Source organism: Arthrobacter sp. Rue61a (assembly GCF_000294695.2).
Lineage (GTDB): Bacteria > Actinomycetota > Actinomycetes > Actinomycetales > Micrococcaceae > Arthrobacter > Arthrobacter aurescens_A.
In genome coordinates this window covers 2198009-2224239 of sequence record NC_018531.1, presented here as the reverse complement: position 1 = coordinate 2224239, position 26231 = coordinate 2198009, and the positions used below count along the sequence as shown (strand labels likewise).

The following is a 26231-nucleotide window of genomic DNA, read 5'->3' as shown; positions in this document are numbered from 1 at the left end:
GAGCAACTCCCTCCAAGCCCGCCGCCTCCCAAAAGCGTGGCGCTGTAGTCAACTGATTGGACCTCCGCCCTACAACTTTCGAGGAGCGGAGGCCCAATCCAGGAGCATCACCGAATTGGCCTGAATGTAAGACACCTCGGACCTCCGGGAGTCTTAGGCGTCATGGTCTTCGGTTTAGTCCTTGCTGCTGAAAGCGGCGTCGAAGGAGGTCTGTGAGGCGGGGAAGTCGAACTTCTTCAGCGCCGCGAGGGCTTCGGGGGCGCCGTGGAGGCGGTCCATGCCTGCGTCTTCCCATTCCACGCTGATGGGTCCGGTGTAGCCGATCGCGGTGAGCGCCCGGAAGGAGGATTCCCAGGGCACGTCACCGCGTCCGGCGGAGACAAAGTCCCAGCCGCGGCGGGGGTCGCCCCAGGGCAGGTGCGAGCCCATTACGGTGTTCCGGCCGGTGGGGCGGAGCTTGGTGTCCTTGCAGTCCACGTGGTAAATCCGGTCCTTGAAGTCCCAGATGAAGGACACGGGGTCGATGCCTTGCCACATGAAGTGGGACGGGTCCCAGTTCAGGCCGAACGCTTCCCGGTGTCCGATCGCTTCGAGGGTCCGGACGGTGGTCCAGTAGTCGTAGGCGATTTCGGAGGGGTGGACTTCGTGGGCGAAGCGGACCCCTTGTTCGTCGAAGACGTCCAGGATGGGGTTCCACCGGTCGGCGAAGTCCTGGTAGCCGGCGTCGATGACTTTTTCGGGGACGGGCGGGAACATGGCGACGTATTGCCAAATGGAGGAGCCGGTGAAGCCGACCACGGTGTCCACGCCGAGCGCTTTGGCGAGGCGGGCGGTGTGTTTCATTTCTTCGGCGGCGCGTTGGCGGACGCCTTCGGGTTCGCCGTCGCCCCAGACGCGGGATCCGACGATCGCTTCGTGGCGGAAGTCGATGGGGTCATCGCAGACGGCCTGGCCCTTGAGGTGGTTGGAGATGGCCCAGACCTTCAGGTTGTACTTCTCCAGGATGGCGAGTTTGGACTCGACGTAACCGGGCTCGTCCCAGCGCCAGGCGTCCAGGTGGTCTCCGGAGACGGCGATTTCCAGGCCGTCGTAGCCCCAGCCCGAGGCAAGACGCGCGACTTCCTCGAAGGGAAGGTCGGCCCACTGGCCGGTGAACAGGGTGAACGGCCGGGTCTGTTGATCGGGCATGATTCTATCCGTTCTGGTTGGATCGCTTACGCCGCGGCATATGCGATGACGTTTTCTTTGGTTGCTTGTGCCTTGTCCAGTTCGGCCACTACTCGGCCGGACCGCATAACCATCACTCTGTCGGAGAGCTCGAGCAACTCGGGGAGTTCGCTGGAAATCACGAGTACGGCTACGCCTCTGCGAGCCAGTTGTTCGATCAGACGGTGGATCTCGGCCTTCGCGCCGATGTCGATGCCCTTTGTTGGCTCGTCCAGGATGAGGACCTTGGGATTGCTGGCCAGACAGCGTGCGATGATGACCTTTTGCTGGTTGCCGCCGGACAGGGACTGTATCGGCGTTTCCGCAGAGGGGGTCCTGACATCAAGTTCTTTGATGTAGTCGCCAACCATCTTCTTTTCGTGGCCCCTCTTCAGCACGCCCCACTTGCTGATCTGTTTCAGGAGAGTCAGGGTGGTGTTTTCGCGGATGGACAGCATGGGGATGATGGCCTGCAGCTTTCGCTCCTCCGGGACGAGGGCAATGCCGGCGGCGATGCCGTCAGACGCACCATGGAGACGTAGTTTCCGGCCGTTGATCTCTACGGTTCCTGCGTCTGGTTTGTCTGCCCCGTAGATGCACCGGGCGACCTCTGTCCGGCCTGCGCCGACGAGTCCTGCCAGTCCAACGATTTCCCCTGCGTGCAGTCGAACATTCACGTCCTCAAACGCTCCGGCACGGCTTAGACCCCGCGCCTCAAGAACCAGTTCACCGCGTTCGCGGGGAATATGCTCGTAAAGGTCCACGTCCCGGCCCACCATCAACTGCACGACGGATCGGGCATCTAGCTCACCCGCGGGGACGGATGAGGCCACGGTCTTGCCTTCGCGGATGACGGTTATCCGGTCGGCCAGGGTGAAGACTTCCTCCAGTTTGTGCGAAACGTACATGATCGCCAAGCCCTTGCCCCGAAGCTCGTTGACGAGCTTGTACAGCTTCTCAACGTCCTGCTCGGTCAGGGCGGTGGTTGGCTCATCCATGATGATCACTCTCGCGTCCTGGGCTATGGCGCGCGCGATTTCCACCATCTGGCCGTCCACCGTTGAGAGCGCCATGGCAGGAGTGTCGAGGTTGAGGTGCGGTGCAACCTGGTCGAGTGCCTTCCTTGCCCGCTTGCGGATCTCGCGGCGAGAGAGGATGCCGTTGCGTCCACCCCAGTTTCCCAGCAGTACATTTTCGGCTACGGACAGGTCCGGGACCAGGTTGTGCTCCTGGTAGATGGTTGCAATCCCGGCGGCTTTGGAAGCCGCTGTACTGGAGGGCATGAGTTCGCCGTCCACGTACACGCCCCCTTCGTCGGGAGTGTAAAACCCGCTGAGCGTCTTAATCAGCGTCGATTTACCGGCTCCGTTCTCACCACAGACGCAGTGCACCTCTCCGGCATGAAGTTCGAAATTCATGCCGGAGAGGGCGACGACGCCCGGAAACAGTTTTACGAGATTACGTGCTTCAACGATTGCTGGAGCACGTCCGGGCGTCTTAGTCACGGCAGTTCTCTCCTCAGGAAGGTGAGTCCATCTCTGGCCAGCGCGTCCATGGACGGTGCCACCGGCCGCCAGAGCGAAACAGCCTTGGCGATTTCCTCCACCGTGGGAAGGAACGATTCGACCACAATGGAACCTTGGTAATCGATCGTTTTCAACGCGTCAAAGGTCTCGGACCAAGGAACGTGTCCGCTGCCGGGCGTTCCGCGATCGTTTTCTGACACTTGGAAATGGAAGACCTTGTCACCGGCAGAGGTGATGGCCGCAGCGATGTTCTTCTCTTCGATGTTCATGTGGAACGTGTCCAGCATCAGGCCCACGTTGTCCCGGCCGATCAATTCGCAGAGTTCCAGTCCCTGCTCGACGGTGTTGACCAGATCCGTTTCGAAGCGATTGAGCGGTTCTATGGCCAGGGTAACGCCTCGTGCGGAGGCGTAGTCGGCCACTTCCCGCAGACTGTCGGCTGCCCACTGGCGCTGCTGCCGACGTTCCTCGGGGGGAAGGAGCCGTGCTTTGCCGGTGGCGGAGTACATCGGGCCGGCCACGTGGGGGGATCCGACGGCTTGAGCGATGTCAACGCAGAGTTTCAGGTAGTCAATGCCCTGCCGCCGCTTCTGCGGGTCTTCGTGTGAGACGTCGCGATCGGGTCCGAATGCACCGCAGATGGACACGGGCAGTCCGGTCCGTTCCGAGGCCTTCTTCAGTGCTTCCGCACTGACTACGGCCGGGTCTTCAATGCAGACCTCGATCAGGTCGTAGCCCATCTCCTTGGCGACGTCGAACTGATCAACGTCCTGGTCTGTGAACGGGGAGACCAGGATGAAGGTGCTGACTCCGAATTGGTATTTACTCATTGGGCCACAGCTCCTGTTCCAGCTTCTTCATTTCGTTGATGGCCTTTTCGGTGTAGGGGTCCAGGAACTCCAGGTGGCCGCCACGGGCCATCATGGCGAAGGGATTCGACGCGGCGGGAAGAAGTTCGAAGGTCAGGTAGCCGTCGAAGTTGATGTCCTTCAGCGTCTGCAGTGTCGGACGGAAGTCGATGTGTCCTACACCGGGGGCTGCCCGGTTCGAGTCGGCCAGGTGGACGTGGTTGACCTTGCTGCCGGCGCGGGCGAAGGCACCGTGGATGGTGTCTTCTTCGATGTTCATGTGGAAGAGGTCTCCGTGCACGCCGGCATTTTTCAGACCGGTAGCGTCCAGGAGTTCAACGGCGCGGTCGAGCCGGTTCAGGAAATGCGTCTCGTAGCGGTTCCACGGTTCGAGGGTGATGTTGATGCCGACGCTGGCCGCGTATTCGCCAAGTGTGCGGACGTTCTCCACAGCCCATTCCCATTCCTGTTCATCGCTCGCCAGGGCTTCGGTCTTGCCCACCGGGGACGGCCCGACGATGATGGTCGGAGCTCCGACGGCGGCGGCGAAGTCAGCTACTGACTTGCCGTAGTCCAAGGCCTTCTGCCGGTTGGCGGCGCTGGGGTTGATCAGGTCGCGTTCCTCTCCAAACCAGATGCTGCAGATGGAACTGACGTCGATACCGGCGTCGCTGGTCAGTTTGTTGATCTCATCGACGTTGTGCGTTGCCGGTTCTCCGACCAGTTCGATGGCGTCGTAGCCATAACGGGCGACGCGGTCAATGCCTTTGGCGATGTCTTCCTGGTAGTAGACGATGGCGTTGTAGGAATACTTGAAGCGGGACATGTTTCTCCTTGATGGAATTGGTGTTGCTGCCTGGCCAAGCGGCGAGGCCTGGCCAAGCAGCCGAGGGGTGAGCTGCGCTAGTCCTTGAAGATGTTGCCCCAGAGAGTGGGGTCATCGACGTTCTCTTTGGTGATGAGCTTGGTGTCAGTCAGCTGCATCTTGGGCACCTGCTTGCCGTCAAGCAGGTCAACCTGGGCCTGAAGGGCCAGTGCGCCCATCTCAAACGGGTTCTGGTCCATCGTGGCGTCCTGGACACCATTGCGGATCCGGTCAAGGGCAAGGGGTGTGCCGTCTACTCCGACGAGCGGGATGTGGTTTGCGGCGCCCACCGGAGCGTCCTTGTTGATCTGTGAGAGGCCGGAGACTATTCCCCGCACCATTTCGTCGTTGTGGCTGAAAAGGCCATTGATACTGGAATCTGCGGTGAAGTTATCGACGGTCAGGGACAGAGCGTTGTCTGCAGTCCACTGTGCGTCACGGCCGATGACCTTGATGCCGGGGAACTGCTTGATGCCATCGTTGAACCCCTTGCCACGCAGAATCGCGTGGTAAGCACCCTTGGCTCCTTGGTACTCAAGGACGGTTCCCTTTTCTCCCATCAGTTTGGCCAAGGCTTCAGCGCCAAGCTTGCCGGCCTTTTCGTTGTCGAAGGCGACGGCAGCGTCGGCGATGTCACCCGGGATGACCGAGTCCACGGTGGTGACGGTCTTTCCGGCATCGTGGATCATCTGGACTCCGGGAACCAATTCAGCGGAGTTATTCGGGCTGAGGACAATGCCGTCCACACCCTGGGCGAGTTGGTCCTGGATTTGGCTGATCTGCGTGCTGGAATCGCCCTTGGCATCAAGGACTGTGACCTCCACGCCGAGTTCCTTCGCCTTATCCTTGACACCCTGCCCGAGGGCAACCATGAATTCAAAACTCTGGCTATAGAGCAGGACGGCGATCTTCTTAGTCTTCGTTCCGTCGTTGGCTTCCTGGGCGGCGCTGGGTGCGCAGCCGGTGAGGGCTATGGCTGCGGCGGAGACTGCCGCGAGGACCGCCAGTTTGGGTGAGGTCTTCATTGACTTACTCTTTCTGTTGGGTGCTAGGACATGCCGGCTGTGCCGGCTGTATGCGGGTGAGCTGTTAGGCCGAAGTTCCGGTGGTGTGCGCTGTGGCTGGCCCGGTAACCGGGCTGCCCGCCGTCGTCGGGTCTGTCGCCGCCGGCGGTCCGATCCTGCGTTTCCTTGACAGGTTCTTCTGGACGTACTTGTAGCGGTACACGTCCAGGGCGGCCGCAGCGAAGATGACGACGCCCTGGACAATGCGGTCATAGGACGACGGGATTCCGAGAAGGTTTACGGCATTGGAGACCATCGCGATCAACAGCACGCCGAGCAGTGTGCCCTTGATGTTTCCTTGGCCACCGAAGAGGCTTGTTCCGCCGATGACCACGGCGGCAATGACGGTGAGTTCAATGCCGTCGCCGGCACGCGGGCTTCCGGAGGCCAGACGACCGGTGAGCAGAAGACCCGCCATTCCCGCCGAGAGGCCGGCGATAATGTAAGCGTTCATCGTGACTCGATCGACGCGGATGCCTGCAAGCAGGGCTGCTTCCTTGTTGCCGCCGACGGCGTAAATGGAACGTCCGTAGGTAGTTCGGGTCAGGACCAAGTGGGCCAGGAAAGCCAGCACCAGAACGGCCGGTATGAGCAAAGGAATTCCGGCGATCTTCGCGCTGACCATATCGGTGAGCACCTTCGGCACAGGCGTGATGTTGCCGCCGTCCGAGTAGGCGAAGGCGATTCCCGAGCCGGCGGAGAGTGTTGCCAGGGTCGCGATCAGCGGGGATATGCCCAGCTTCGTGACCATCAGTCCGTTGACCGCTCCGACTCCGGCGCCAACTACGAGGCCGGTCAGGAGTCCGATTGCCGGCGGCATATCCATGTTGACGATCACGCCCATGGACAGCACGGACGACAGGGCAGCCGTAGATCCTACCGAGACGTCGATGCCGCCGGTAAGGATCACGAAGGTCATGCCGATGGCGAACACACCGAGGATCGTGCACTGGTAGAGCAGGTTTACCAGGTTGACTGTGGTCAGGAATACCGGGCTCAGGAACGTCAGCAGTACACCGAAGAGCAAGACGACGACCAGCAGGCCCTGCGCACCGATGAAGTCGCCGACGCCGGAGAGCCGTGAACGGGACTCGTCGTGGGATTTTCCGGGGCCAGCCCTCCCGGAAACCGGACCGGCAGAGCCGGTGGCTGTTTGTGGCTGCATGTTTGTATCTCCAGTCAATTCGACACTTCCTCGGGTCGGAAGTGCTAGTGGCTGCCGAAGAGTTCGGCGTTGGTCTTCAAGGTGATGGGCGCGCCATCTTGGCGGGCGGAGTCGGCGGTGGCCATGACGAGTTGCAGGCTCTGAATGTTGTCGGTGACATCCGTCTCAGCCTTGTTCCCGGTTTCGATGGCGTCGCGGAACGCTTCGAGGGTTCCCAAGCGTTCCTCCACCGGCAACGGGTCCAAATCGACGTGCATGACGCCGGAGCGTTCCACGGCGCCGGCGAGGAATACGGTGTCGAACAGTGATGCGAAGTTGATGGTGACCTCGTTGTTCTTCCACGTAATGGCGCCCTTGCTGCCTTGGATTTCCCAGTCACCGTCCCAGCTGGTCTGCGGGCCATATGAGCTCCATGATCCGGTGTAGACGACGCGTGCCCCGTTGTCGCAGTCGAACTGCACCACCGCGGACGCGTTGCCCTTGAACCTCGAGGTGCCGGTGTTCCAGGACCGTGCACGGACTGCGGTGGGTTCGACACCAACGATGCCGCGGAGCTGGTCAAGATGATGGATCATGGCATCCACGATCAAGGGTTCATCCATTTCGAGCCTGAAGCCTTCGAACGGCGGGTTCTTCTTGTAGTCGACGAAGACATGCTCGAGGTCTCCAATAACTCCGTCGCGTATGAGGCGCTGAACGGTGCGGGCTGCGCGCTTGAAACGGTAGTTCTGTGACACCATGGCCTGTTTCCCGGATTTCTCTGCCGCTTCGATAATCCGGACGCCGTCTTCAAGGCTGTGCGCAAGTGGCTTCTCAATAAGTGTGTGTACGCCTGCTTCCAGAGCAGGGATGGCCACGGCTGCGTGGTATTCGGGTGGAACGATGACCAAGGCAGCGTCGAACGTATCTTTGTGGTCCAGCGCGTCCTCGATGGTGGCGTACGCGGGGATTCCGTACTGTTCACCAGCGGCCCGTGCGGCGTCGGAGTTGACGTCGACAACACCGGCCAGCTCCCAACTTTTGCTGTGGTGAATCACGTTCAGCCATGAGGCGCCCCAGGCGCCGAGGCCTACTTGGATGATTTTCATTGCTGCACTCCTTCTAACTCTTTTGTGTTTGGGACGTCGACCCATTCGCCGCCCTTACTGGATTTGATGATGCTTTCGGTGAGGATGGCTGACCTGAGGCCGTCCTGGAACGTGGGCAGGCCTTCGCGGACGTCACCGTCGATGGCGGCATAGGTATCGGCCACGAACGCATTGAAGGCATCCTGATAACCCTGCGGATGGCCAGCTGGCAGAACACTCAGCCGTGCTGCGTCCGGGCTAAGCACCTCCGGGTCACGGACAAGCAATTGGGACCCCGCCCGCTTGCCTAGCCACAACGTCTCCGGGGCTTCCTGGTCGAACTGGAGGGTGCCCTCCGAACCCGCGATCTCGATCATCAGGCGGTTCTTCCGCCCAGGAGCAACCTGGCTTACCAAGAGATTTCCCACGGTGCCGGATTCAGTGGCGAAAACAGCGGCAACGAGGTCCTCGGTCTGGATGTCCTTGTTGTTCGTCCGGCCCGAGAAAAGAGTCCGGCTCAGGGCGCCGACTTTTGTTATGTGTTCACCGCTTACGAATTCGACAAGGTCGCACAAATGGGAGCCGATATCGGCGAACGCCCGTGAGGGCCCACCCAAAGTGGCGTCAACTCGCCAGTTGTCGTCTTCCCGGGAGAGCAGCCAATCCTGAAGGTAGGAGCCCTGGATGGCGGAGATCCGTCCCGTTTGGCCCGATGCAATACGTTCCCGGGCTTCCCGGATCATCGGATGGAAGCGATAGACGAAGGGAACGGTCGCAACAGTCCCGGCCTTGGCGGCCAGCTCTACAAGTTCGGTTGCGTCCTGGACGTTGGTGGCCAAAGGCTTCTCACAAACCACATGCTTGCCTGCTTTCAGCGCGGCCTCAGCCAGTCCGTAGTGAGTGCCGTTTGGCGTGCAGATGTGGATGACGTCGATGGCGTCGTCTTCGACGAGGTCCTGTACGGAGTCGTAGGCCTGCTGCACACCCAGGCGGTCTTTGGCGCGGTCGGCGCTGGTACGGCTCGAGGACGCAATGCCGGCGATATCCGCCCCTGCAGCACGGGCGGCTCGGCTGTGCACCTCGGCCATGAACCCGGCGCCGACGAACCCGGCCCGTAACCGGGAGGGGGCTGTCGTGGTTCTGTCGTTTTCCATGCCGAAACAGTGACACGCAGCACCTGACTTTGGTCAGGGGCCCAGCAAAAGTCTGCACCTTTTGACGCTGAGGACGGTCGAATGCACGCCCAAGTTGCACTTTTTGATGCTTAGCACCTCGCCGGGTGGACGGGAACGAGTGAGCAGCTTGACACTGAGTGGAGATGAGGGCCCGCAGGGGCCGGTGAGCCCGATGCGTCAGCAATTCAGGCGCACACAAACAACCTCTTTTGAGCCCTGAATTGGAGTGACATGGACAACGGCGGACCCGGCGAGCTTCTGCAAATCCTGCGGGACGGACAACCCCGAACCAGAGCCGACTTGGCTGGGACAACAGGGTTGGGCCGAGCCGCCGTCAGTTCCCGCCTTGAGCCGCTCCTGAAGCTGGAACTGGTGATACCCGTATCAGGGGCGCCTTCTACTGGAGGCCGTCCATCGGCGCGGCTAGCTTTCAACCCAGGCGCAAAGTTGGTGGCGGCTGCAGACGTTGGTGCCACTCACGCCACCGTGGCACTCACGGACCTGTCAGGAGCGGTACTCGTGGAAACCACAGAGCGGATGGAGATTTCGTGCGGACCCGAAACGGTCCTGGACTGGCTTTTGACGATGGTGAATGGACACTTGAAAGCGCTGGAGCGTCCGACTGCTGATGTCATCGCAGTCGGCATTGGGCTACCTGGCCCCGTTGAGCACTCCACTGGGAAGCCGACGAGCCCCCCGATCATGCCGGGATGGGACGGATTCGATGTTCCCGCTTACATTCAGCAAACCTTGGGCGTACCCGTACTCGTGGATAACGATGTCAACCTTATGGCACTTGGTGAGAGGGCCACCCGCTGGCCAAACGAGGAGAACATGATCTTCCTCAAGGTCGCCACCGGGATCGGATCGGGAGTGGTTAGTGGAGGAGAATTGCAGCGGGGCGCAGCAGGTGTCGCTGGAGACGTCGGCCATATTGCTGTTTCCCGCGGGGCAGGAATTCTGTGTCGCTGTGGCAAGAGTGCCTGTCTGGAAGCCATAGCGGGCGCCCCGGCCATCGCCGCCCAGCTCCGCGAGAACGGACTGGGGGCAACCAACGGAAGCGACGTCGTTTCGCTCGTTCGTTCCGGGAATCCAGCTGCTATCCAAGCGGTCCGCCAGGCGGGCCGTGACATCGGAGAAATGCTCAACATGTGCGTGAGCTTCATCAACCCATCCCTGATTGTTGTGGGCGGCTCGCTTGCCCAATCCGGAGAACACCTCATGGCAGGAATCCGCGAAACGGTCTATGCACGATCAACGCCATTGGCGACCCAGCACCTGAACATCACCCAATCCGCAACCGGGCCGGAAGCTGGAGTGGTTGGGGCCAGCATCTTGGCCGTCGAGCATGTCCTCTCCCCCCACCGAGTAAATCAACTGGCAACCCGGCTGCTTTCCGGCGGAAAAGAAAATATCAATCGGCAGGAAGAGCCCGCTCCCCCGACACCCTGGCCGCTTCTTGAGGCGATGGCCAAACAATTGCAGGACGCACCTACGTGACCACCTCTCTGCACTAATTCGGTTAGACAGCCGCGCGTGGGTTTGGACCTGCCGCCACGGCCCTTTCTCCAAATACGTACCTGTGCACGACATGCTCACGCAGGCCTCGACGGCACCAATATAAGCACATCAACGCGCCAGCCGAAGGCGCATCCAGGGGTAAAATTGCCCTACCAGCGGACCTCATTTTCGGCCGGTCTGACGAGTCACCGCAACCGCTTCCTTAAGGCGCCGTGGCAGCTCACACGACTGCCATGATGCTCGGCTGGTGAAGGAGGATGGCATGCCTCAATCTGGTGACGCAAACAGCGCCCGTGTGCGACGATACGCAGTGCCGGAAGGGCTCACTCCCGAGCAAAGGTTTGAGCATTGGCGGGTGTGGTACGGCAACGCCGTCGAAACACCGATGCGGCTGGAAAGGTCAGAAGGCGAGAGTCCTGCGTCCGTCAGTCCCTCAGCCATTAATCTTGCCGGACCGGGCTTCAGCCTCATAGAGATGCACAACACCCCCGCGCTGGGCTTTTGGGCGCCGAATCCCGACTCCACGGATCTGCGCCTTGCATACTTCCGTAAGGCATCAGGCCTGACCCTGGATCTCAACGGCATACCCGAACCAATTCCGACGGGCTCGGTGAGATTCATCGACACGTCGCTGGGCGGCAGTTTCGATGCCCCCGAAGGGTTTCACGCACAACAGCTCAACATAGACCGCATCAGTCTCAACGTCAGCGAAGGCGGACTGCGCTCCCTTCTTCGCCTGCCTGACCTTGCAAGCCACCCAATTGTGGGCACCTTCGTGGTCCCCGCCTTGATGAGTTGGAAGAGGCCGGGCATTGACAGTGAGGCATCAGCAACCGGCGAGATCCTCCGATCCGTCATGGCAACCTTGGTGGGTTCCCTGCTCGAATCGCCGGTCGACGATGAGGCACAGAAACCCGCACTGAGCCGGGCGGTAAAGAAATACCTTGAGACCAGCTTCGATAACCCACGTCTGGACGTGGCAATGATCGCCGGAAAGTTCAACCTCTCCCGTCGCTCCTTGTTCTACTTTTTTGAGACTGAAGAACTCCGTCTGGGTGAGCGAATTCGCGCCTTGAGAACGCGGAAAGCACTGGAGCTCCTGCTTCAAGCCGATGCCCAAAGAATCACCTACTCAGAAATTGCCGCACGGTGCGGATTCACTAACGTTCAAAGCATGCGCCGGGCAATCAAAGAGTTTACGGGGATGAATATCAGGGAGATCCATAAATCCGAGCCCGTTGTTCATATGGCCCTGCAACAACTGCGGCAGAGACTCAACTCTGCAGCCTGACCGGACCGGCGATTGACGGCGCCAACAACGCGCTGTTCGAACCTTGCCCAGGCGCGCGGACGGGACCACTCGGGAAGGGGCGCCCGCGCATTATTGAGGTGCTGCGCTCCCCATGGATTTCAGCTGGGAGAGCGCAATGCGGGCGCGGCGAATGAAACGGAAAGCCCTCCACGCCCCGTAGAAGGCAGCAGCAAAACAGACCGGGCCAATGACAAGGAGTGGCCACGGTGCGTAGAAAACGCGCAAGCCCGCCTGAGCGGTGCCGGCCTCAGAAGTCAGTGTTGCCTCGGCCGCGCCGCTTTGGATCATGGGTGCCCGCGCGAGTGTGGCGTGCAGGTCAATGCTCGCTCCTGGAAGGAGGCCATCGGGTGTATCGAATTCCAACCTCGTCGCCGTTGCCGGCCAGCCTGAGAGGTCCATGTGAGCGGACGGATGCAGGATAGTGTTGCCGGTGTTGCGTATGGGCAGAGTGAAATCGAGGTTGTCCCCGTTGTGTTTCCAGCTCAGGCTGCCGTGGGCCAGTGATTTGGCTGCCGTGCCGGCAACGTTGAGGTAAATTCGGACGCCTTGGCGTTGAATCGTGTCCAGTCGAATGGCGGTATCACCATTGACCGCGGTGGTCTTGCCTTGGACAGTGGGGCTTTGGATGATGAGCCCTCCTGCGTAGTCTCCTGGAGGGGTGCCTTCGGGAACGGTGAGACGGAAGGGCACTTTCAGGTCCGTGTTGGCGGGGACGGTGATCTGTTCCGTATCAAGCTCGGCCCACGCCCCCACACCTTCGCGGGGGGCGGATTGCGCGGCCATCGCAAAGGTTCCCTGCACCGTGTTCTCCCCGTCTACGGGATACGTCAGCAGGGTCACTGGCGAGGAAGTGTGGTTGGAAACGACGGCTGTGGCCTCCGTCGTGGCCCCGGGATAGAGGGACAAGTGGAAGAAGTCCGATTCTGTCTCCGGGCGGATACCCAAAGTCCCGTTATCGACTGCAGAGGCGGGGCCGGCCATGAGGAGAATTTCCAGGATCAGCAAAGCCATAGCGATGATCACTGGCCCGGTCAGGCGCGGGGATGGTGTTTTCACGTTTTCTCAGTCCTGGAAGCATCGGATTAGCGATTGTGGTGCTGTGGTGTGGGGAGCGAAAGCCCGCCCGCCTCCTCGTAAAGAGGACGGCGGACGGGCCCGCGTGTTCTAGCCCATGGTGTAAGTGATGGTCGAGGTGTAAGGGTTCAGGGCTCCGCTGGCGCCAACAGCGTAATTGGAGCGGTAGGCGTTGGCCGGAATGGCGAGGCTGAACGCCGGGGCCAGCGTGTACGTTCCCATGTTCTGGCCCACCGTGGAGACCAGAGCCTGAGAGGACGTTGACAAAGCCAATGCCGGGGCGGTGATAGTAGCTGCAGAGTCCGAGCCCGCGCCCGCGGTGATGGTGCCGGGCGTGATCGTCAAGCCGCTGACAGGGATAGTGCGTGGGATCGATTCGTCTGTCCCTGCGGCGCTGGTCGGCGTGGATGCGCTCACCGAAAGAGCCCACGCCGAGCCCGTGCCACGGGCATCGGTGATAGTCCACTCCGAGGAGGAATTGCCCGTGGAGGTCTGGGTATTGGATCCGTCCAGGGTGACCCCTGTCAGGGTCGCTCCGTAGGTATTGGCCGTAAGCGTTCCGCCGGAGATCGTTGAGTCGACGACGTCGGCCGAGGCAGGGGTCAAACCGAGGGTTAGAGCCACAGCGGAAGTGGTGAAAATGGCAGAGAGCCTGGTAATTCTACGCATGATTGTTTCCTGTGTTTGAGGTGACAAAAAGTGAAAACGCGCATCCCGCTGGGACGGAGAAACCCGACGATCAGCGTGAAATTATTCTATGAATCTTGATGGCGCGAAAAAGTAGCGAAGAATCCGATTCGTGCAGAGCTTTGCCGCAAAGGGATCACTTCGTGCAAGGGGCCGTTGAGCGCCGGGATACAAAAAGAGAAGACCGCGATATTCGCAGTCTTCCCATTCCTTCAGTCAGACACTGGAATTGTTCTCAGACATCTGAACTTGGACGCGCAGCGCAAAAGGCACGACGGCGGGACACCGCCACTGCCGCCGTCGTCCGCTGTTTCCGGGCTACTTCGTGAGTGCTTCCTCCAGCCATGACCTCAACACCGGCGCGGGAGCCGCGCCGGCCTGCCTCGCCACGATTTTGCCGTCAACAATGACCATCAACGTCGGCACCGCCTGGATGGCGAACCTGGCAGAGAGCTGCGGCGAGTGATCCACATCGACCTTCACAAGTTTGATCTGCCCGGCGCGTTCGTGTGCCAGTTGGTCGAGCACGGGGCTCACCATCCGGCAGGGTCCGCACCACACCGCCCAAAAGTCCACCAATACCGGAACACCGGCTCGTTCGGCGATCGCGCTGAAGTCGTCGTCGCCCGCTTCAACCACCCAAGGGAGGTCGTGGTGGCAATTCCCGCAGCGCGGCCGGCCGTCGGCGGCGGCCGGAACGCGGTTCGACTTGCCACAGTGAGGACATTTGATGATGGCTTTATTCATGTGGTTCCGGCCTCCTCTAGCTCCGATGTGTTGTATTCAACCACGAGCTGGTTTCCGGATACGGTCACTGTGATCACTCCGCCCTCCTCGATGCTTCCGCGCAGCAAGGCCCGACCCACCTGCGTTTCGACAACATGGGAAATATAGCGGCGCAAGGGCCGGGCTCCGTAGACCGGATCGAAGCCCCGTTCGGCAATCAGAAGGCGTGCTTCTTCGGTCAGGTGCAGCTCTATTTGCTGCTCGGCCAGCCGCTGCCGCAGCTGCTGAAACAGCAGATCAACGATTCGTTCGATTTGCGCCAGTCCCAAGGGCGCGAACAGGACCGTGTCGTCGACGCGGTTAAGGAACTCGGGTCGGAAGTGCGCCCGGAGCTCACCCAACACCATGCCGCGCGCCTCCTCCGTGATCGTCCCTCCTTCGGCCGAACCTTCCAGAAGATACTGGGAGCCAATATTGGACGTCATAATGATGACAGTGTTGCGGAAATCGACCGTCCGGCCCTGCGAGTCTGTAATCCGTCCGTCGTCGAGCACCTGTAACAAGGTGTTAAAGATGTCCGGATGGGCCTTTTCCACCTCGTCAAAGAGCACCACCGAGTATGGCTTCCGGCGTACCGCTTCTGTGAGCTGTCCTCCTTCGTCGTAGCCGATGTAGCCGGGCGGAGCGCCCAGCAGGCGGCTCACTGTGTGGCGTTCCTGATACTCGCTCATATCCAGCCGGATCATTGCGTTCTCGCTGTCAAATAGCGATGCAGCCAATGCCTTGGCAAGCTCGGTTTTCCCGACTCCCGTGGGGCCGAGGAAGATGAAGGAGCCAATGGGTCGCCGGGGATCCCGGATACCGGAGCGGGCCCGGATAATGGCGTCCGACACCGCGGTAATCGCTTCTTCCTGTCCGACGACGCGGGCGCGAAGGATTTCATCCAGGTGAAGGACCTTCTCCCGTTCGCCCTGCTTCAGCCGGGCGACCGGTATCCCGGTCCAGGCCGCGACAATGTCGGCGATCTCGTCCTCGGTCACCACCTCGCGGAGCAAGCGCTTTTCGCCCTGTTTAGCGGTCAGCCGTTCTTCTTCGGCGGCCAGCCGCCGTTCGAGGTCGGCAAGTCGCCCGTAGCGTAGCTCTGCCGCCAGGTTGAGGTCGTAATTCCGTTCGGCTTCCTCAGCCTCCAGCCGCGCCCGCTCCAGTTCAGTACGTATTTCCTGCAGTTTGTGGATCGCCTGGCGCTCGGCCTCCCATTGGGCCCTCTTGGCGTCGGCTTCGGCGCGCAAGTCCGCCAATTCACGCCTCAACTCCGTGAGCCGGGTCTTGCTGGCCGGATCGGTTTCCTTGGCAAGTGCCGCTTCTTCGATTTCGAGCCGCGTGACCTTCCGGGTGAGCTCATCCAGTTCCGCCGGCATCGAGTCGATTTCCGTCCTGAGCCGGGCGCACGCTTCATCCACAAGGTCAATGGCCTTGTCGGGAAGAAACCGGTCAGTGATGTACCGGTGGGAAAGGGTGGCCGCGGCCACCAGGGCACTATCCTGGATCCGTACGCCATGGAATACCTCGAGTCGCTCCCGCAAGCCTCGAAGGATTGAAATGGCGTCCTCGACGTCGGGCTCCTCAACCGTGACCGGCTGGAAGCGGCGCTCCAATGCGGCGTCAGACTCGATGTGTTTGCGGTATTCGTCGAGCGTGGTAGCGCCGATCATGTGCAGCTCCCCGCGGGCCAACATGGGCTTCAGCATGTTGCCGGCGTCCATCGACCCCTCGGAAGCGCCTGCCCCGACGACGGTGTGCAGTTCGTCCACAAAGAGCAGGATCCTGCCTTCTGCCGCCAGCACCTCGGCCAGCACAGCCTTCAACCGTTCCTCGAATTCGCCGCGGTACTTGGCACCGGCCACCAGGGCGCTCAGGTCCAGCGAGAAAATGGTCTTGTTCTTCAGGCCTTCGGGCACATCCTGCCGGACGATCCGCTGGGCCAGTCCCTCCACAATGGCGGTTTTGCCGACTCCAGGCTCACCGATAAGCACCGGGTTGTTTTTGGTCTTGCGTGACAGTATCTGGACAACCCGCCGGATTTCCGAGTCGCGGCCGATGACCGGATCCAGCTTTCCGGTACGCGCGTCCGCCACCAGATCGCGGCCGTACTTCTCCAGCGCTTCGTAGGTTTGTTCCGGCGTTGCCGAGGTAACGCGCTGGTTTCCCCTAACCTGGGTCAGGACCGACAAGAATGCCTCGCGGGTAATGCCGTGTTCCGCCAGCACCCTGCCGGCCGCCGATGCCCGGCCTTCCTCCGCAAGCGCGACCAGCAGGTGTTCCACCGAGACGTACTCGTCTTTGAGCCGTTTGGCTTCACGTTCAGCAGCATCAAGGAGTGTGCCCAGCCTGCGGCTGACGTACACCTGACCGGGTGCTGCGCCAGGCCCCGTGACTTTCGGCTTCTTTTGCAGCTCGGTCTCGACCGCCCTGTTCAGCTCCTCAACGTCAATCTGCATGCCTGCGAGCAGTCGCGGGACCAGTCCCGCCTCCTGTTCCAGCAGGGCCGCAAGCAGGTGCTCCCCGTCGGTCTCGGTATGGCCGTGTAGCTGGGCGATCCGCTGTGCCCCTGCCAACGCCTCCTGCGACTTCTGGGTAAAGCTCTCCATGTTCATGGCGAAGCAGTCCTTTCCACATACGAGATTTCAACCAAACGACGTTCCAGCGTGTCCACCCTCGCCAGCAAATCCAGTACCAGCGGGATTGCCGCATAGTTCAGCGACAGCTCCGAATGCAGACGCAGGACGCGGGCGATCAATTCAGGAGCCCTCGGGCTGAACCAGGGACCGCCCGGACCATCGCCTCCCAGCGGCCGGATCAGATCCAGCTCCACGAACCTCATGACGACGTCGGAGTGGACACCGCTGCTACGAGCCACCGCTTCGAGACTCAGGCGCCACGGATAGGCGAGCGGATATTGGCGGCTCACAGCAGCCCCTCCCTCGGGTGGAAATCGGACACGGCTGCAAGCTGCTCGTAGATCTTGCGCACCTCATTACTCAATCGCGGGGGCACCATGACGCGGATCTCGGCGTAGAGGTTCCCCGGCTGGCCTTTCGGGTCGGGCAACCCCTGCCCGCGAAGCCGTAGTCTGCGTCCGCTGGAAGACCCTTCTGGAACGGTCATGGTCACAGGGCCGCCGGGCGCGTTGACCTTGATCCTGGCCCCGAGCGCCGCTTCGGACGGCGTGACGGGAAGGTCGAAATGGATGTCCCGGCCTTTGAGGCGGTACCTCGCGTCCGGCTGGATGCTCACGGTCAGGAAGAGATCCCCCGGCCGGCCCCCGTCGCGGCCACCGGCGCCCTCCCCCGCGAGTCGGATACGCTGGCCGTCCACCACACCGGGCGGCACGTCGACGTCGTAATTCCGCGTCTCGCCACCTGGCTCTGCCAGGCGAACCGTGCGCCGCCCGCCGCGGATTGCTTCTTCGAGCGTCAGCCGAAGCTCGGCCTCGTGGTCTGAGCCCGGCGCCGGACCCGCCCCGTGCTGACGGAACCAGCCACCCAGCAGATCCTCCCAATCGACGTCCCCTCCCATGTCGACATGGGCGCCGCCGTACGGGCCGCGTCCCGGGCGCGGGCCTGGGCGCGGACCACCTGAACCCCACCCCGCGCCGCCGGCCTCCGAATCAGCACCGCTACCGGCATATTGCCGGTAGTCCGCGCCGAACCGGTCATAGCGCGCCCTGGTTTCGGGATCTGACAAAGTATCGTACGCCTCGCCGATCTCCTTGAACTTGTCCGCAGCATCCGGCTCCCGATTGACGTCCGGATGGTATTTCCTTGCCAGTTTTCGGTAAGCCCGCTGGATTGCATCCGGCTTCGCCGTGCGAGGGACGCCGAGGACTGAGTAGTGATCCTTAGCCACGGTCAGCGGTCACCGCCCGGCTCACGACGACGGCGGCGGGCCTGAGGATGGTATCAGTCCCGCCGTAACCCGGGCGCAGGACGGTGATCACTGTCCCGGGAGGAACGTCATCCGTCTCCGATACGCTGACCACCTCGTGAATCCTAGGGTCAAAGGGGACGTTCTCGCCGTCGATCCGGGGGTACCCGAGGCGGGCCAGGATATCGATGGCCTGAGAACGGATAGCGGCCAGTCCATCCACGAGGGGGTCCCCGGCAGAGGGGGCATGAGCGAGGGCAAGTTCCAGATTGTCCAAGACGGGCAGCCACAGCAGCGAGACCGCTGCGCGCTCCTGGGCCCTTAGCTGTGAGGCCTCCCTGGCGGCGCGTTTTCGAATATTGTCTGCGTCAGCCAGCGCGCGGCGCCAAAGATCCTCCATTTTGGCCAGCGCTTCCGCCGACGCCCCAGGCATGGTTTCCGTTTCGCCGGCTGCGGCAGCCTCCGTTCCATCACTTCCTGGATCGGCGTGCCCAGCCGGCCCTGCGTGGTCGCTCATGGCCGTACCTAGCCACGATCGAATTCTGCATCGACAATGTCATCGTCATCCACATTGTCAGAAGTCCCGGGCTGAGACACGGGTCCCGGGCCAGCCCCTGCACTGGCCACGGAGGCTGCCGAGGCACTCAGGGCCGACTGCAGCTGCTGGAGCTCGGAAATCAGTTCCCTCGCCGCCCCAACGTCGGCCTGGTTGCTGACGGCGTCCCGCGCCTGACCAACCAGTAGTTCAGCACGGGCCTTGTCGTGCACCGGGACAGCATCACCCAGCTCATTGACGGCCCGCTCAACGCGATAAGCCACCGCGTCGAGTTCATTCAGGGTGTCAATGCGCTCCCGATTCTGCACATCCTCGCTCCTGTGGGACTCGGCCTCGGCAATCATTCGCTCGACTTCCTTGGCATCGAGGTTGGATCCTTCACTGATCGTGATGCCTTGTTCCTTGCCTGTGTCTTTATCGCGGGCTGTGACGTTGAGAATGCCGTTTGCGTCGACGTCGAACGTGACCTCAACCTGCGGTTCGCCGCGAGGCGCCGGCCGGATATCGGTTAGCTGGAATCGACCCAGAACCCGATTATCCGCAGCCAGTTCCCGCTCCCCCTGCAGGACCACGACGTCCACGGCAGGCTGGTTATCATCGGCGGTGGAGAACACTTCGCTTCGCCGTGCGGGGATGGTCGTGTTGCGCTCGATGATCTTTGTCATGACACCGCCGCGGGTCTCAACCCCCAGGGAAAGCGGCACAACATCCAACAGCAAGACATCCGAGACTTCGCCCTTAAGAACTCCGGCCTGAATCGCCGCACCTATGGCCACGACTTCGTCCGGATTGACGCTCATGTTCGGATCTTTTCCACCGGTCAGGCGCCGGACCACATTTTGTACCGCCGGAATACGGGTGGATCCGCCGACCAAAATCACTTCATCGATGTCGTTGGCGGTAACCTTGGCATCCGTCATCGCCTGTTTGACCGGATCCATGGTCCGTTCCACCAGATCATGAGTAATGTCTTCAAAAACAGAGCGCCGAACAGTGGTGGTCAGATGCTTGGGCCCCGCCGCGTCCGCAGTGACGAAGGGGAGGCTGACCTGCGTCTGGGTCACAGAACTTAGCTCGACCTTCGCTTTCTCGGCCGCTTCGAACAGACGTTGCAAGGCCTGCGCATCCGCACGCAGGTCAATGCCCTCCTGCTTCTGGAAATCATCGGCCAAGTAATCAACAAGGCGCCGGTCGAAATCGTCCCCGCCAAGGTGCGTGTCGCCCGCCGTCGAACGGACCTCCACAACGCCGTCGCCGACGTCCAACAGGCTCACGTCAAAGGTTCCTCCGCCCAGGTCGAAAACCAGAACCGTCTCATGCTGACGTTTGTCGATGCCGTAGGCCAGGGCGGCTGCGGTAGGTTCATTGATAATCCGCAGGACTTCCAACCCCGCAATTCTGCCAGCGTCCTTGGTGGCGGTTCGCTGTGCATCGTTGAAGTACGCAGGAACCGTAATGACTGCTTCCGTTACCTTCTCGCCCAGTTGCTTCGCGGCGTCGTCCACCAGCTTACGAAGAACGAGCGCACTCACTTCCTCAGGTGCCACCTTCTTACCTTGCACCTGGAAACGCGCCACACCGTTGTCGTCCGCCACGACGTCGAAACTCACTGCCTTGGCCTCATCAGTGATCTCATCATTGTGACGGCCGATAAATCGCTTGGCCGACGTGATGGTTCCCTTGGGGTTGAGGATCGCCTGCCGGCGGGCCAGTTGCCCCACGAGCCGTTCCCCGCTGTCGGTGTAAGCCACAACTGACGGGGTTGTCCGCGCTCCTTCCGCGTTGGGAATGACGCGCGCCTCCCCACCTTCCCAGACAGCGATCACCGAGTTGGTTGTTCCGAGATCAATTCCTACTGCCTTGCCCATGACTGACTCCGGTCCTGGAGAACGCGACCGGCCCTGCGGCGACGTCCGCCCGAGGTTGCACCGCACGACGCAGGCCGTTGCCGCCCAGCCAAGAGGCTCAGGGGTTTCGTGGCTTCGTCATGCAGTCTTATAAAGTTGAGTCTGCCCCCTGGACGGGAGAGCCGCATGACCCTGTTAGGTCAAATATGCTGCAGCAAATTAACCTGTCGTGCGAACGGCCCCGGGCGTGGAGACGAAGGCACTGACACAGGTGGGGATCGGCCACATGGCCGGTCCAACCAAGCAAGGGTCACGAGCACGTAAACCACTTGACAGGCAGCTGAGCCGGGTCTAGTACTGGGCTATATCTGGTGCACCCCGCTCGCCGGGCCGGATGGTACCCACACCATTGGTCAGTGCCGACGTAACATCGTTGTTGGCTGTCACGGCCGGGTCGGCTCCATGAACGAACCATCACAGGAGCGGACATGACTACACGAATTCCCGACCCGCATCTCGCGCAAATTCGTCCGGTTCGGGTGCGCACGCCGGAAGGCTGCGAGGAATGTCTATCCCTGGGTACTCCTTGGGTTCACTTGAGGCTGTGTCTGTCCTGCGGCCATGTCGGGTGTTGTGATTCGTCGCCCATGCGGCACGCCCGAGCCCACGCCACCGAGTTGCATCCAATCGTTCTTTCCTTGGAGCCCGGCGAGAATTGGCGCTGGTGCTATCCCCACGAGGCATTCGTCTAAGAAGTTGACGGGCGCAACATCTGATGCAGCCTTTCGCAGACTCCGGGCCGGTTGAAACACCGGATGTCTCCGGCGCCTATCCGCGGCTAAGCCAGGCCCAGATCGATTTACTGAGCAGAGTCGGCACCATCAGGGGTTCCGCCGCCGGCGAAGTCCTCACACGGGAGGGCGACCTCGACGGCGACTTCTTCGTCGTTCTGCAGGGCACCGTAGTGGTCGTGGAGGGGCTATTGGACGTTCAGGGCAACCAGGCCGCGCAGCTGGGTCCAGGCACGCACATCCTCGAAGTCCACGGTCCTGGACGGTTCCTCGGGGAGCTGGGCCTGGTCGAGGGGCAACCGTCCTTTGTCAGTAGCGTGTCCGCCGAAGCTTCCAAGGTGCTGCAGATCAGTGGTGAAGATCTGCGCCGCGTGGTTCTGACGGACGCCGCGGTGGGTGAGACCATCCTCCGTGCGTATCTTCAGCGCCGCATCCTGCTGATCGGTACCGGCGCGGGCATCCGGATCGTCGGATCCCGCTTCAGCCGCGACACCCTCCGCCTCCTGGAGTTCTCCGCCTCCAACCGTTTGCCGCACCGACTGGTTGATCTTGAGAACGACGGCCAAGCACAAGCCATTCTGGACCGGGTCGGTATCCCCGCGGGCGACCTTCCCGCAGTGGTGCTGAATGCTTCGCAAGTCCTCAGGAACCCCTCAAACGCAGACCTGGCCCTCGCCACGGGATTGCGAGCTGTCAAAGAACATTCGACCACCTACGATCTCATGGTGATCGGCGCTGGTCCTGCTGGCCTGGCGGCGGCCGTGTATGCAGCATCCGACGGACTGTCCGTCGTCCTTAAAGAGGGCGGCGGGCTGGGTGGGCAGGCAGGTACCTCACCGCGGATCGAAAACTTTCTCGGCTTCCCCGCCGGCATCTCCGGCGGCGAACTCACAGAAAGGGCGATCCTTCAGGCCCGAAAGTTCGGGGTACACATTAACGTCGCCTGCGGGGCACGCACCATCGCCTTGACGGATGGCGGTTTCCGCGCCGAGTTCAACGGCAGCGGCCCTGCCTCATCACGGGCCGCTCTGCTGGCAACAGGGGTCCACTACCGCCGGCTGCCGATTGCTGGGCTGGAGTCGCTGGAGGGAAACAGCGTCTTCTACGCCGCCACTGTCCATGAAGCCAGGCTCTGCGGATCGCAACCAGTGACAGTCGTCGGCGGGGGAAACTCCGCCGGCCAGGCCGCGCTTTTCCTGGCCGGCACCGGAGCAGCAGTGCGTCTGGTGGTGCGGGGGACGGACCTGCGCGCGGATATGTCGAGGTACCTCGCGGACCGGATCGAAGAGCAATCTGCCATAACGGTGCTTCTGGGGGCCACTATCGTGGGCGTCAGTGGTTCAGGCGCACTGGAACAGGTCGTGGTCGATCTGCGGGCCACGGGTGAACAACACACCTTCGATTCCCGCTACCTCTTCATTTTCATCGGTGCCGTACCGCACACAGAATGGTTGCAGGGTACGCTCGCGCTGGATGACAAAGGCTTCATTCTGACCGGCGCTGACCTCGGGGAGTTCCCTCCAGAATTCAGCCATCTGGGGCGCAGAAGACTACCCCTCGAAACCAGCGTACCCGGGATGTTCGCGGTGGGGGATGTTCGGCATGGATCAGTGAAACGTGTAACAGCTGCTGCCGGTGAGGGCTCAACAGCGGTGGCCATGATCCACGAACACCTGCGCTTACTCCGGTTTGGGCCGTCGTCGGACGCTGAACCATTAGCCTCAGATCGCACATCGGCCACAACAGCTTAACAACGGCGGAGTACAGGCGTAGGTTGGGTCCCAAGATGCCGATTCAAGCCTTCCACATTGGCAAGTGAATGAAAGACGGCATGTTGGCCAAATACGGCGTTGGCTAACCTGCGGAGAGGCTCATCTACAGGAAGGCCTACCGGGGCCCAGGATCGTCGATTTTTTGTTGCACGTGATGGAGGCAAGCGGCTTGGCCGGGTCGTGATCACTGAGAGCAACAGTTCCGCCCGGTCTTGTGTCCAGCAGGCCTCCCATTGGACGAAGCGAGGATTCACATGATCGACCAACGTGCGGCAGAGGAATTCCTCAACACGGCCACGCAGGCGGTATCCGAATTGTCGTTTTGTGAGATCCAGGACCGGTACCTTGCGGTGAATGGCCAGCTGAAGCCCGTCCTGGCACGCGCGGCATCACCGCAGGATCAAGACGTCCGACGCCTCAACGGCAAGGACTCGGTGCTCCCGGGCGCCAGGCCTGGCTGGCTCTATGCGCTGTTCACAAGTAGCGGCGGCGAGCTGAATGGGTGCTTGGTCCTGTCCGCCGACAACCCGCCGGATATCCCCCAGCTAAAACAGCTGCGGGCCGTTGCAGGGGTAGTGGCAGCAGCTCGCACCTCAGAACTTCCCCAGGACACTCCCGGTCAGCCACACCGACGTGACGGCGTGGACCCGCGACTCCGGTCTCTGTCGGTGCGAATCCTGGAGCTGGAAGAACGCGACAGTATCCGGGAGGCTTTGGACCAGGGCGCGGCCCTCGACCTCGGTACAAGTGAGACCAGGGAGGGACTACTGGCGAAGGTCCTTTCACGGCTGACGGGCCGGCCCATCTACATTGAGGACGCCTTCGGGAAAATCAGTGCGGAGGCTGGCATCGGTTCGACTCCCCCTTACCCGAGGCTGCCCGCAGCGGCCAGGTTGCGCACTGCCCAACTTTGGATCTCCTCGGGCTTGCCAGTCAGCGAACATCGAAGGCTCGTCGCCCTTGCCTTGTCGCACGGAGAGGTGCTGGGAGCTGTCTGCATGCTGGAAACCGACCTTCCGGTCACCGCCGCCAATGTCTTCGCGTTGAAGTACGCAGCGCGGCTCTTGGAAGCAGAGTTGTCGCACCGCCGCGCTCTTGCCTTGCTGGAGCTGAAGCTGGGGCGGGACCTCGTGGACGAACTCGTATCCGGAATGGAGGCCGCAACAGCAGTAGTCCGTACCGCGGCATTGGGATATGACATCAGTGGTCCGCAGCACGTCGTCGTGGCGGTGTGGGAGCCGCCAAGAACTGATGACACGGTGGTAGACGCATTGCGCCGGACGTTCCAGAAACTCCACTGCTCCGCACTTGTATCAGGGCGTTCGGACATGGCTGTTGCCGTGGTGCGTGGAGATCCGTTGGGTGCCGAAGTGTATTCCGTCGTTGCCAAAACCCTGCGAAGTGCCACCGGTTCCGTGGGCATCGGTGGTTCCAGCCTTGATGTCGAGCAAATTCCGCGTTCCTTCTCGGAGGCCTTGCACGCGCTGCACATTCGAACCGCCTCAATCGATTGCTACGGGGCCACCCGCTTTGATCAACTCGGGATCTACCGGATCCTGGACACAGCTGGGAACGTACCGGACCTGGTCGGTTATCTCGACGAGTGGCTAGGTGACCTTCAGCGTTCCGACGAGAGCCGAGGGTCGGACCTGGTTCAAACTTTGGCCCAATACCTTGACCACGGCGGCAACTACGACAAGACGGCAGAAAGTCTGGCCATCCATCGAAGCACTCTGCGCTATCGCTTGAATTCCATCCGGCAGATCACCGGCTTCGATCTTGCCCATCCCGAGACCCGCCTGAATCTGCACGTAGCAACGCGGGCTTGGCGCCTTCGTCCGCACGGTGCCTTGTTCCACCTCCCATAGCGGTGCCTAAATCAGGCTGTGGCCGCAGTGAGCGCGCCACCGGTTGACCATGCGGGGATGCGTCACGGAATCCGGCTTCACTCGTTATGAACGATGAACAACAGGAGACAAGCGCGTGCTGGAACATTCTTTCGATATGAACCCTACTAGTGCCCGTACGCTGGGCGTGCTCGCCGAACCCGAAGTCACAGCCGAATTTGCCGAGCGCAACGGGCGCGAAGTACGCGATCTGCTCAACCTCGCCGATGAGCGGCACGTCTGGTCAGTGGTGATTGAGTACCAGGATTTTACTGCCGGCAACGGGTTGGAGCCCATGTTGGGCTCCTTGGCGAAGCATAGGAACCTCCGCGCATGGGACGTCATGGTTTGCCTCACCGACCTTCCGATCCGGATGGATGGCCGGACCGTGATCGCGGAGGTTGCGCTTGGCGAGCAGATCTCCCTTGTTTCCGTGCCCGCTCTCGGTGCCATCAACATGGACCGCCGGGTCCGCACCGCCGTCGCCGATCTCAGCTGGGCGATGCACCGTCCTTTCGATCCCGAAGATGAAGCGGTGGAATTCGGTCCACCCTCGTTACACAAATCGAGGCATATTGAAGCCACTGTTCCCGACCAGGGGCCGATTGGGTTCCGCTACGTCTCAGCAACCCGCCTCGGCCGGGGACGATTACTGGCGGGCATGCTGCGTGCGAACCGTCCGTGGCGGCTCGTCTTCGGCCTGAGAAGCGCGATGGCCGCCGCGATTGCCACCGGCGCTTTCGCCCTTGTCACGAACACCATCTGGCAGCTCGCAGACCTCCTCGGGACGACGAGACTGACACTGTTGATGGCACTTTCCATCAGTTCGATGGTGTTCTGGATCATCGTCCAGCACGATCTGTGGGAAAGCGCCAAACGCAATGATTCCCTCGAACGATACAAGGCTTCCTTGTATAACATCTCGACGGTGTGGTCCCTCATAATCGGCGTCGTTATCAGCTACTTCCTGCTGTTCGTGGCCGTGCTGCTGGCCGCTGCGTTCACCATCGACAACGCCCTGTTGGCGGTAACCATGCAACACCCAGTGACTTTTTGGGACTTTGCCGAAGTCGCGTGGATGACCACTTCGGCGGCGCTGATCGGTGGTGCGTTGGGCTCGGGATTCGAGTCAAAGGACGACATTCTTCGAGCTGCGTACGGTCAACGGGAACGCCACCGTCGCCAGTCGGTCGCCGATGACGAATGATCGTGTCCTGAC

Annotated in this window: 22 protein-coding genes; 6 read left to right on the top strand and 16 right to left on the bottom strand. The window is 61.5% G+C overall.

The window, feature by feature from the left end; genetic code table 11:
• Positions 1 to 174: 174 nt before the first annotated feature.
• The 8 genes from ARUE_RS10135 to ARUE_RS10100 all read right to left on the bottom strand — a co-directional run bounded on the left by ARUE_RS10135 (position 175) and on the right by ARUE_RS10100 (position 8895).
• Complete coding sequence (locus tag ARUE_RS10135; RefSeq protein ID WP_014921702.1) at positions 175 to 1188, bottom strand: sugar phosphate isomerase/epimerase family protein; 1014 nt, start codon at positions 1186 to 1188, stop codon at positions 175 to 177.
• A gap of 26 nt (positions 1189 to 1214) precedes the next feature.
• Positions 1215 to 2711: a sugar ABC transporter ATP-binding protein gene (locus ARUE_RS10130; protein WP_011774585.1), complete on the bottom strand. Its 1497-nt coding sequence runs from the start codon at positions 2709 to 2711 to the stop codon at positions 1215 to 1217.
• Positions 2708 to 3562, bottom strand: a complete 855-nt coding sequence (locus ARUE_RS10125; RefSeq protein WP_014921701.1) for a sugar phosphate isomerase/epimerase family protein — start codon at positions 3560 to 3562, stop codon at positions 2708 to 2710. The genes ARUE_RS10130 and ARUE_RS10125 overlap by 4 nt, the downstream gene beginning before the upstream one ends.
• Positions 3555 to 4406: a sugar phosphate isomerase/epimerase family protein gene (locus tag ARUE_RS10120; RefSeq protein ID WP_014921700.1), complete on the bottom strand. Its 852-nt coding sequence runs from the start codon at positions 4404 to 4406 to the stop codon at positions 3555 to 3557. Before ARUE_RS10120 ends, ARUE_RS10125 begins: the two co-directional genes overlap by 8 nt.
• Positions 4407 to 4483: 77 nt before the next feature.
• Positions 4484 to 5470: a sugar ABC transporter substrate-binding protein gene (locus ARUE_RS10115; RefSeq protein WP_011774582.1), complete on the bottom strand. Its 987-nt coding sequence runs from the start codon at positions 5468 to 5470 to the stop codon at positions 4484 to 4486.
• Between the two features lie 64 nt (positions 5471 to 5534).
• Entirely contained in the window at positions 5535 to 6674 is a 1140-nt protein-coding gene (locus tag ARUE_RS10110) for an ABC transporter permease (protein ID WP_014921699.1), read from the bottom strand.
• Positions 6675 to 6718: 44 nt separating this feature from the next.
• Positions 6719 to 7762 carry a Gfo/Idh/MocA family protein gene (locus tag ARUE_RS10105; RefSeq protein ID WP_014921698.1) on the bottom strand — a complete coding sequence of 348 codons (1044 nt, stop codon included), beginning with the start codon at positions 7760 to 7762 and terminating at the stop codon, positions 6719 to 6721.
• Positions 7759 to 8895 carry a Gfo/Idh/MocA family protein gene (locus ARUE_RS10100; RefSeq protein ID WP_011774579.1) on the bottom strand — a complete coding sequence of 379 codons (1137 nt, stop codon included), beginning with the start codon at positions 8893 to 8895 and terminating at the stop codon, positions 7759 to 7761. The genes ARUE_RS10105 and ARUE_RS10100 overlap by 4 nt, the downstream gene beginning before the upstream one ends.
• Before the next feature lie 252 nt (positions 8896 to 9147).
• Here ARUE_RS10100 and ARUE_RS10095 point away from each other — a divergent pair, with 252 nt between their 5' ends.
• Positions 9148 to 10416, top strand: a complete 1269-nt coding sequence (locus tag ARUE_RS10095) for an ROK family protein (protein ID WP_014921697.1) — start codon at positions 9148 to 9150, stop codon at positions 10414 to 10416.
• 268 nt (positions 10417 to 10684) lie between these two features.
• The gene (locus ARUE_RS10090; protein ID WP_014921696.1) at positions 10685 to 11728 is read left to right on the top strand and encodes an AraC family transcriptional regulator; all 1044 of its coding nucleotides are present in this window, start codon (positions 10685 to 10687) and stop codon (positions 11726 to 11728) included.
• Positions 11729 to 11818: 90 nt separating this feature from the next.
• Here ARUE_RS10090 and ARUE_RS10085 read toward each other — a convergent pair whose 3' ends face one another.
• The 8 genes from ARUE_RS10085 to dnaK form a co-directional block, all read right to left on the bottom strand.
• Positions 11819 to 12805 carry a WxL protein peptidoglycan domain-containing protein gene (locus ARUE_RS10085; RefSeq protein WP_238324578.1) on the bottom strand — a complete coding sequence of 329 codons (987 nt, stop codon included), beginning with the start codon at positions 12803 to 12805 and terminating at the stop codon, positions 11819 to 11821.
• 108 nt (positions 12806 to 12913) lie between these two features.
• The gene (locus tag ARUE_RS10080) at positions 12914 to 13492 is read right to left on the bottom strand and encodes a WxL domain-containing protein (RefSeq protein WP_014921694.1); all 579 of its coding nucleotides are present in this window, start codon (positions 13490 to 13492) and stop codon (positions 12914 to 12916) included.
• A 336-nt stretch (positions 13493 to 13828) separates the two neighbouring features.
• Positions 13829 to 14257 (bottom strand): thioredoxin, encoded by a 429-nt coding sequence (trxA, locus tag ARUE_RS10075; protein ID WP_011774574.1) that lies wholly within the window; start codon positions 14255 to 14257, stop codon positions 13829 to 13831.
• Positions 14254 to 16890 carry an ATP-dependent chaperone ClpB gene (gene clpB / locus ARUE_RS10070; protein WP_014921693.1) on the bottom strand — a complete coding sequence of 879 codons (2637 nt, stop codon included), beginning with the start codon at positions 16888 to 16890 and terminating at the stop codon, positions 14254 to 14256. Before clpB ends, trxA begins: the two co-directional genes overlap by 4 nt.
• Entirely contained in the window at positions 16887 to 17204 is a 318-nt protein-coding gene (locus ARUE_RS10065) for a chaperone modulator CbpM (protein WP_011774572.1), read from the bottom strand. The genes clpB and ARUE_RS10065 overlap by 4 nt, the downstream gene beginning before the upstream one ends.
• Positions 17201 to 18142, bottom strand: a complete 942-nt coding sequence (locus tag ARUE_RS10060) for a DnaJ C-terminal domain-containing protein (RefSeq protein ID WP_011774571.1) — start codon at positions 18140 to 18142, stop codon at positions 17201 to 17203. Before ARUE_RS10060 ends, ARUE_RS10065 begins: the two co-directional genes overlap by 4 nt.
• Positions 18135 to 18677 (bottom strand): nucleotide exchange factor GrpE, encoded by a 543-nt coding sequence (locus ARUE_RS10055; protein WP_014921692.1) that lies wholly within the window; start codon positions 18675 to 18677, stop codon positions 18135 to 18137. Before ARUE_RS10055 ends, ARUE_RS10060 begins: the two co-directional genes overlap by 8 nt.
• Positions 18678 to 18685: 8 nt before the next feature.
• Entirely contained in the window at positions 18686 to 20584 is a 1899-nt protein-coding gene (gene dnaK / locus ARUE_RS10050; protein WP_011774569.1) for a molecular chaperone DnaK, read from the bottom strand.
• A 467-nt stretch (positions 20585 to 21051) separates the two neighbouring features.
• Here dnaK and ARUE_RS23755 point away from each other — a divergent pair, with 467 nt between their 5' ends.
• The 4 genes from ARUE_RS23755 (at position 21052) to ARUE_RS10035 (ending at position 26219) form a co-directional block, all read left to right on the top strand.
• Positions 21052 to 21315: a UBP-type zinc finger domain-containing protein gene (locus ARUE_RS23755; protein ID WP_011774567.1), complete on the top strand. Its 264-nt coding sequence runs from the start codon at positions 21052 to 21054 to the stop codon at positions 21313 to 21315.
• A gap of 23 nt (positions 21316 to 21338) precedes the next feature.
• The gene (locus ARUE_RS10045; protein WP_011774566.1) at positions 21339 to 23105 is read left to right on the top strand and encodes an FAD-dependent oxidoreductase; all 1767 of its coding nucleotides are present in this window, start codon (positions 21339 to 21341) and stop codon (positions 23103 to 23105) included.
• Between the two features lie 275 nt (positions 23106 to 23380).
• Positions 23381 to 24994, top strand: a complete 1614-nt coding sequence (locus ARUE_RS10040; protein ID WP_011774565.1) for a PucR family transcriptional regulator — start codon at positions 23381 to 23383, stop codon at positions 24992 to 24994.
• Positions 24995 to 25130: 136 nt separating this feature from the next.
• Positions 25131 to 26219, top strand: a complete 1089-nt coding sequence (locus ARUE_RS10035) for a hypothetical protein (RefSeq protein ID WP_011774564.1) — start codon at positions 25131 to 25133, stop codon at positions 26217 to 26219.
• Positions 26220 to 26231 lie beyond the last annotated feature (12 nt).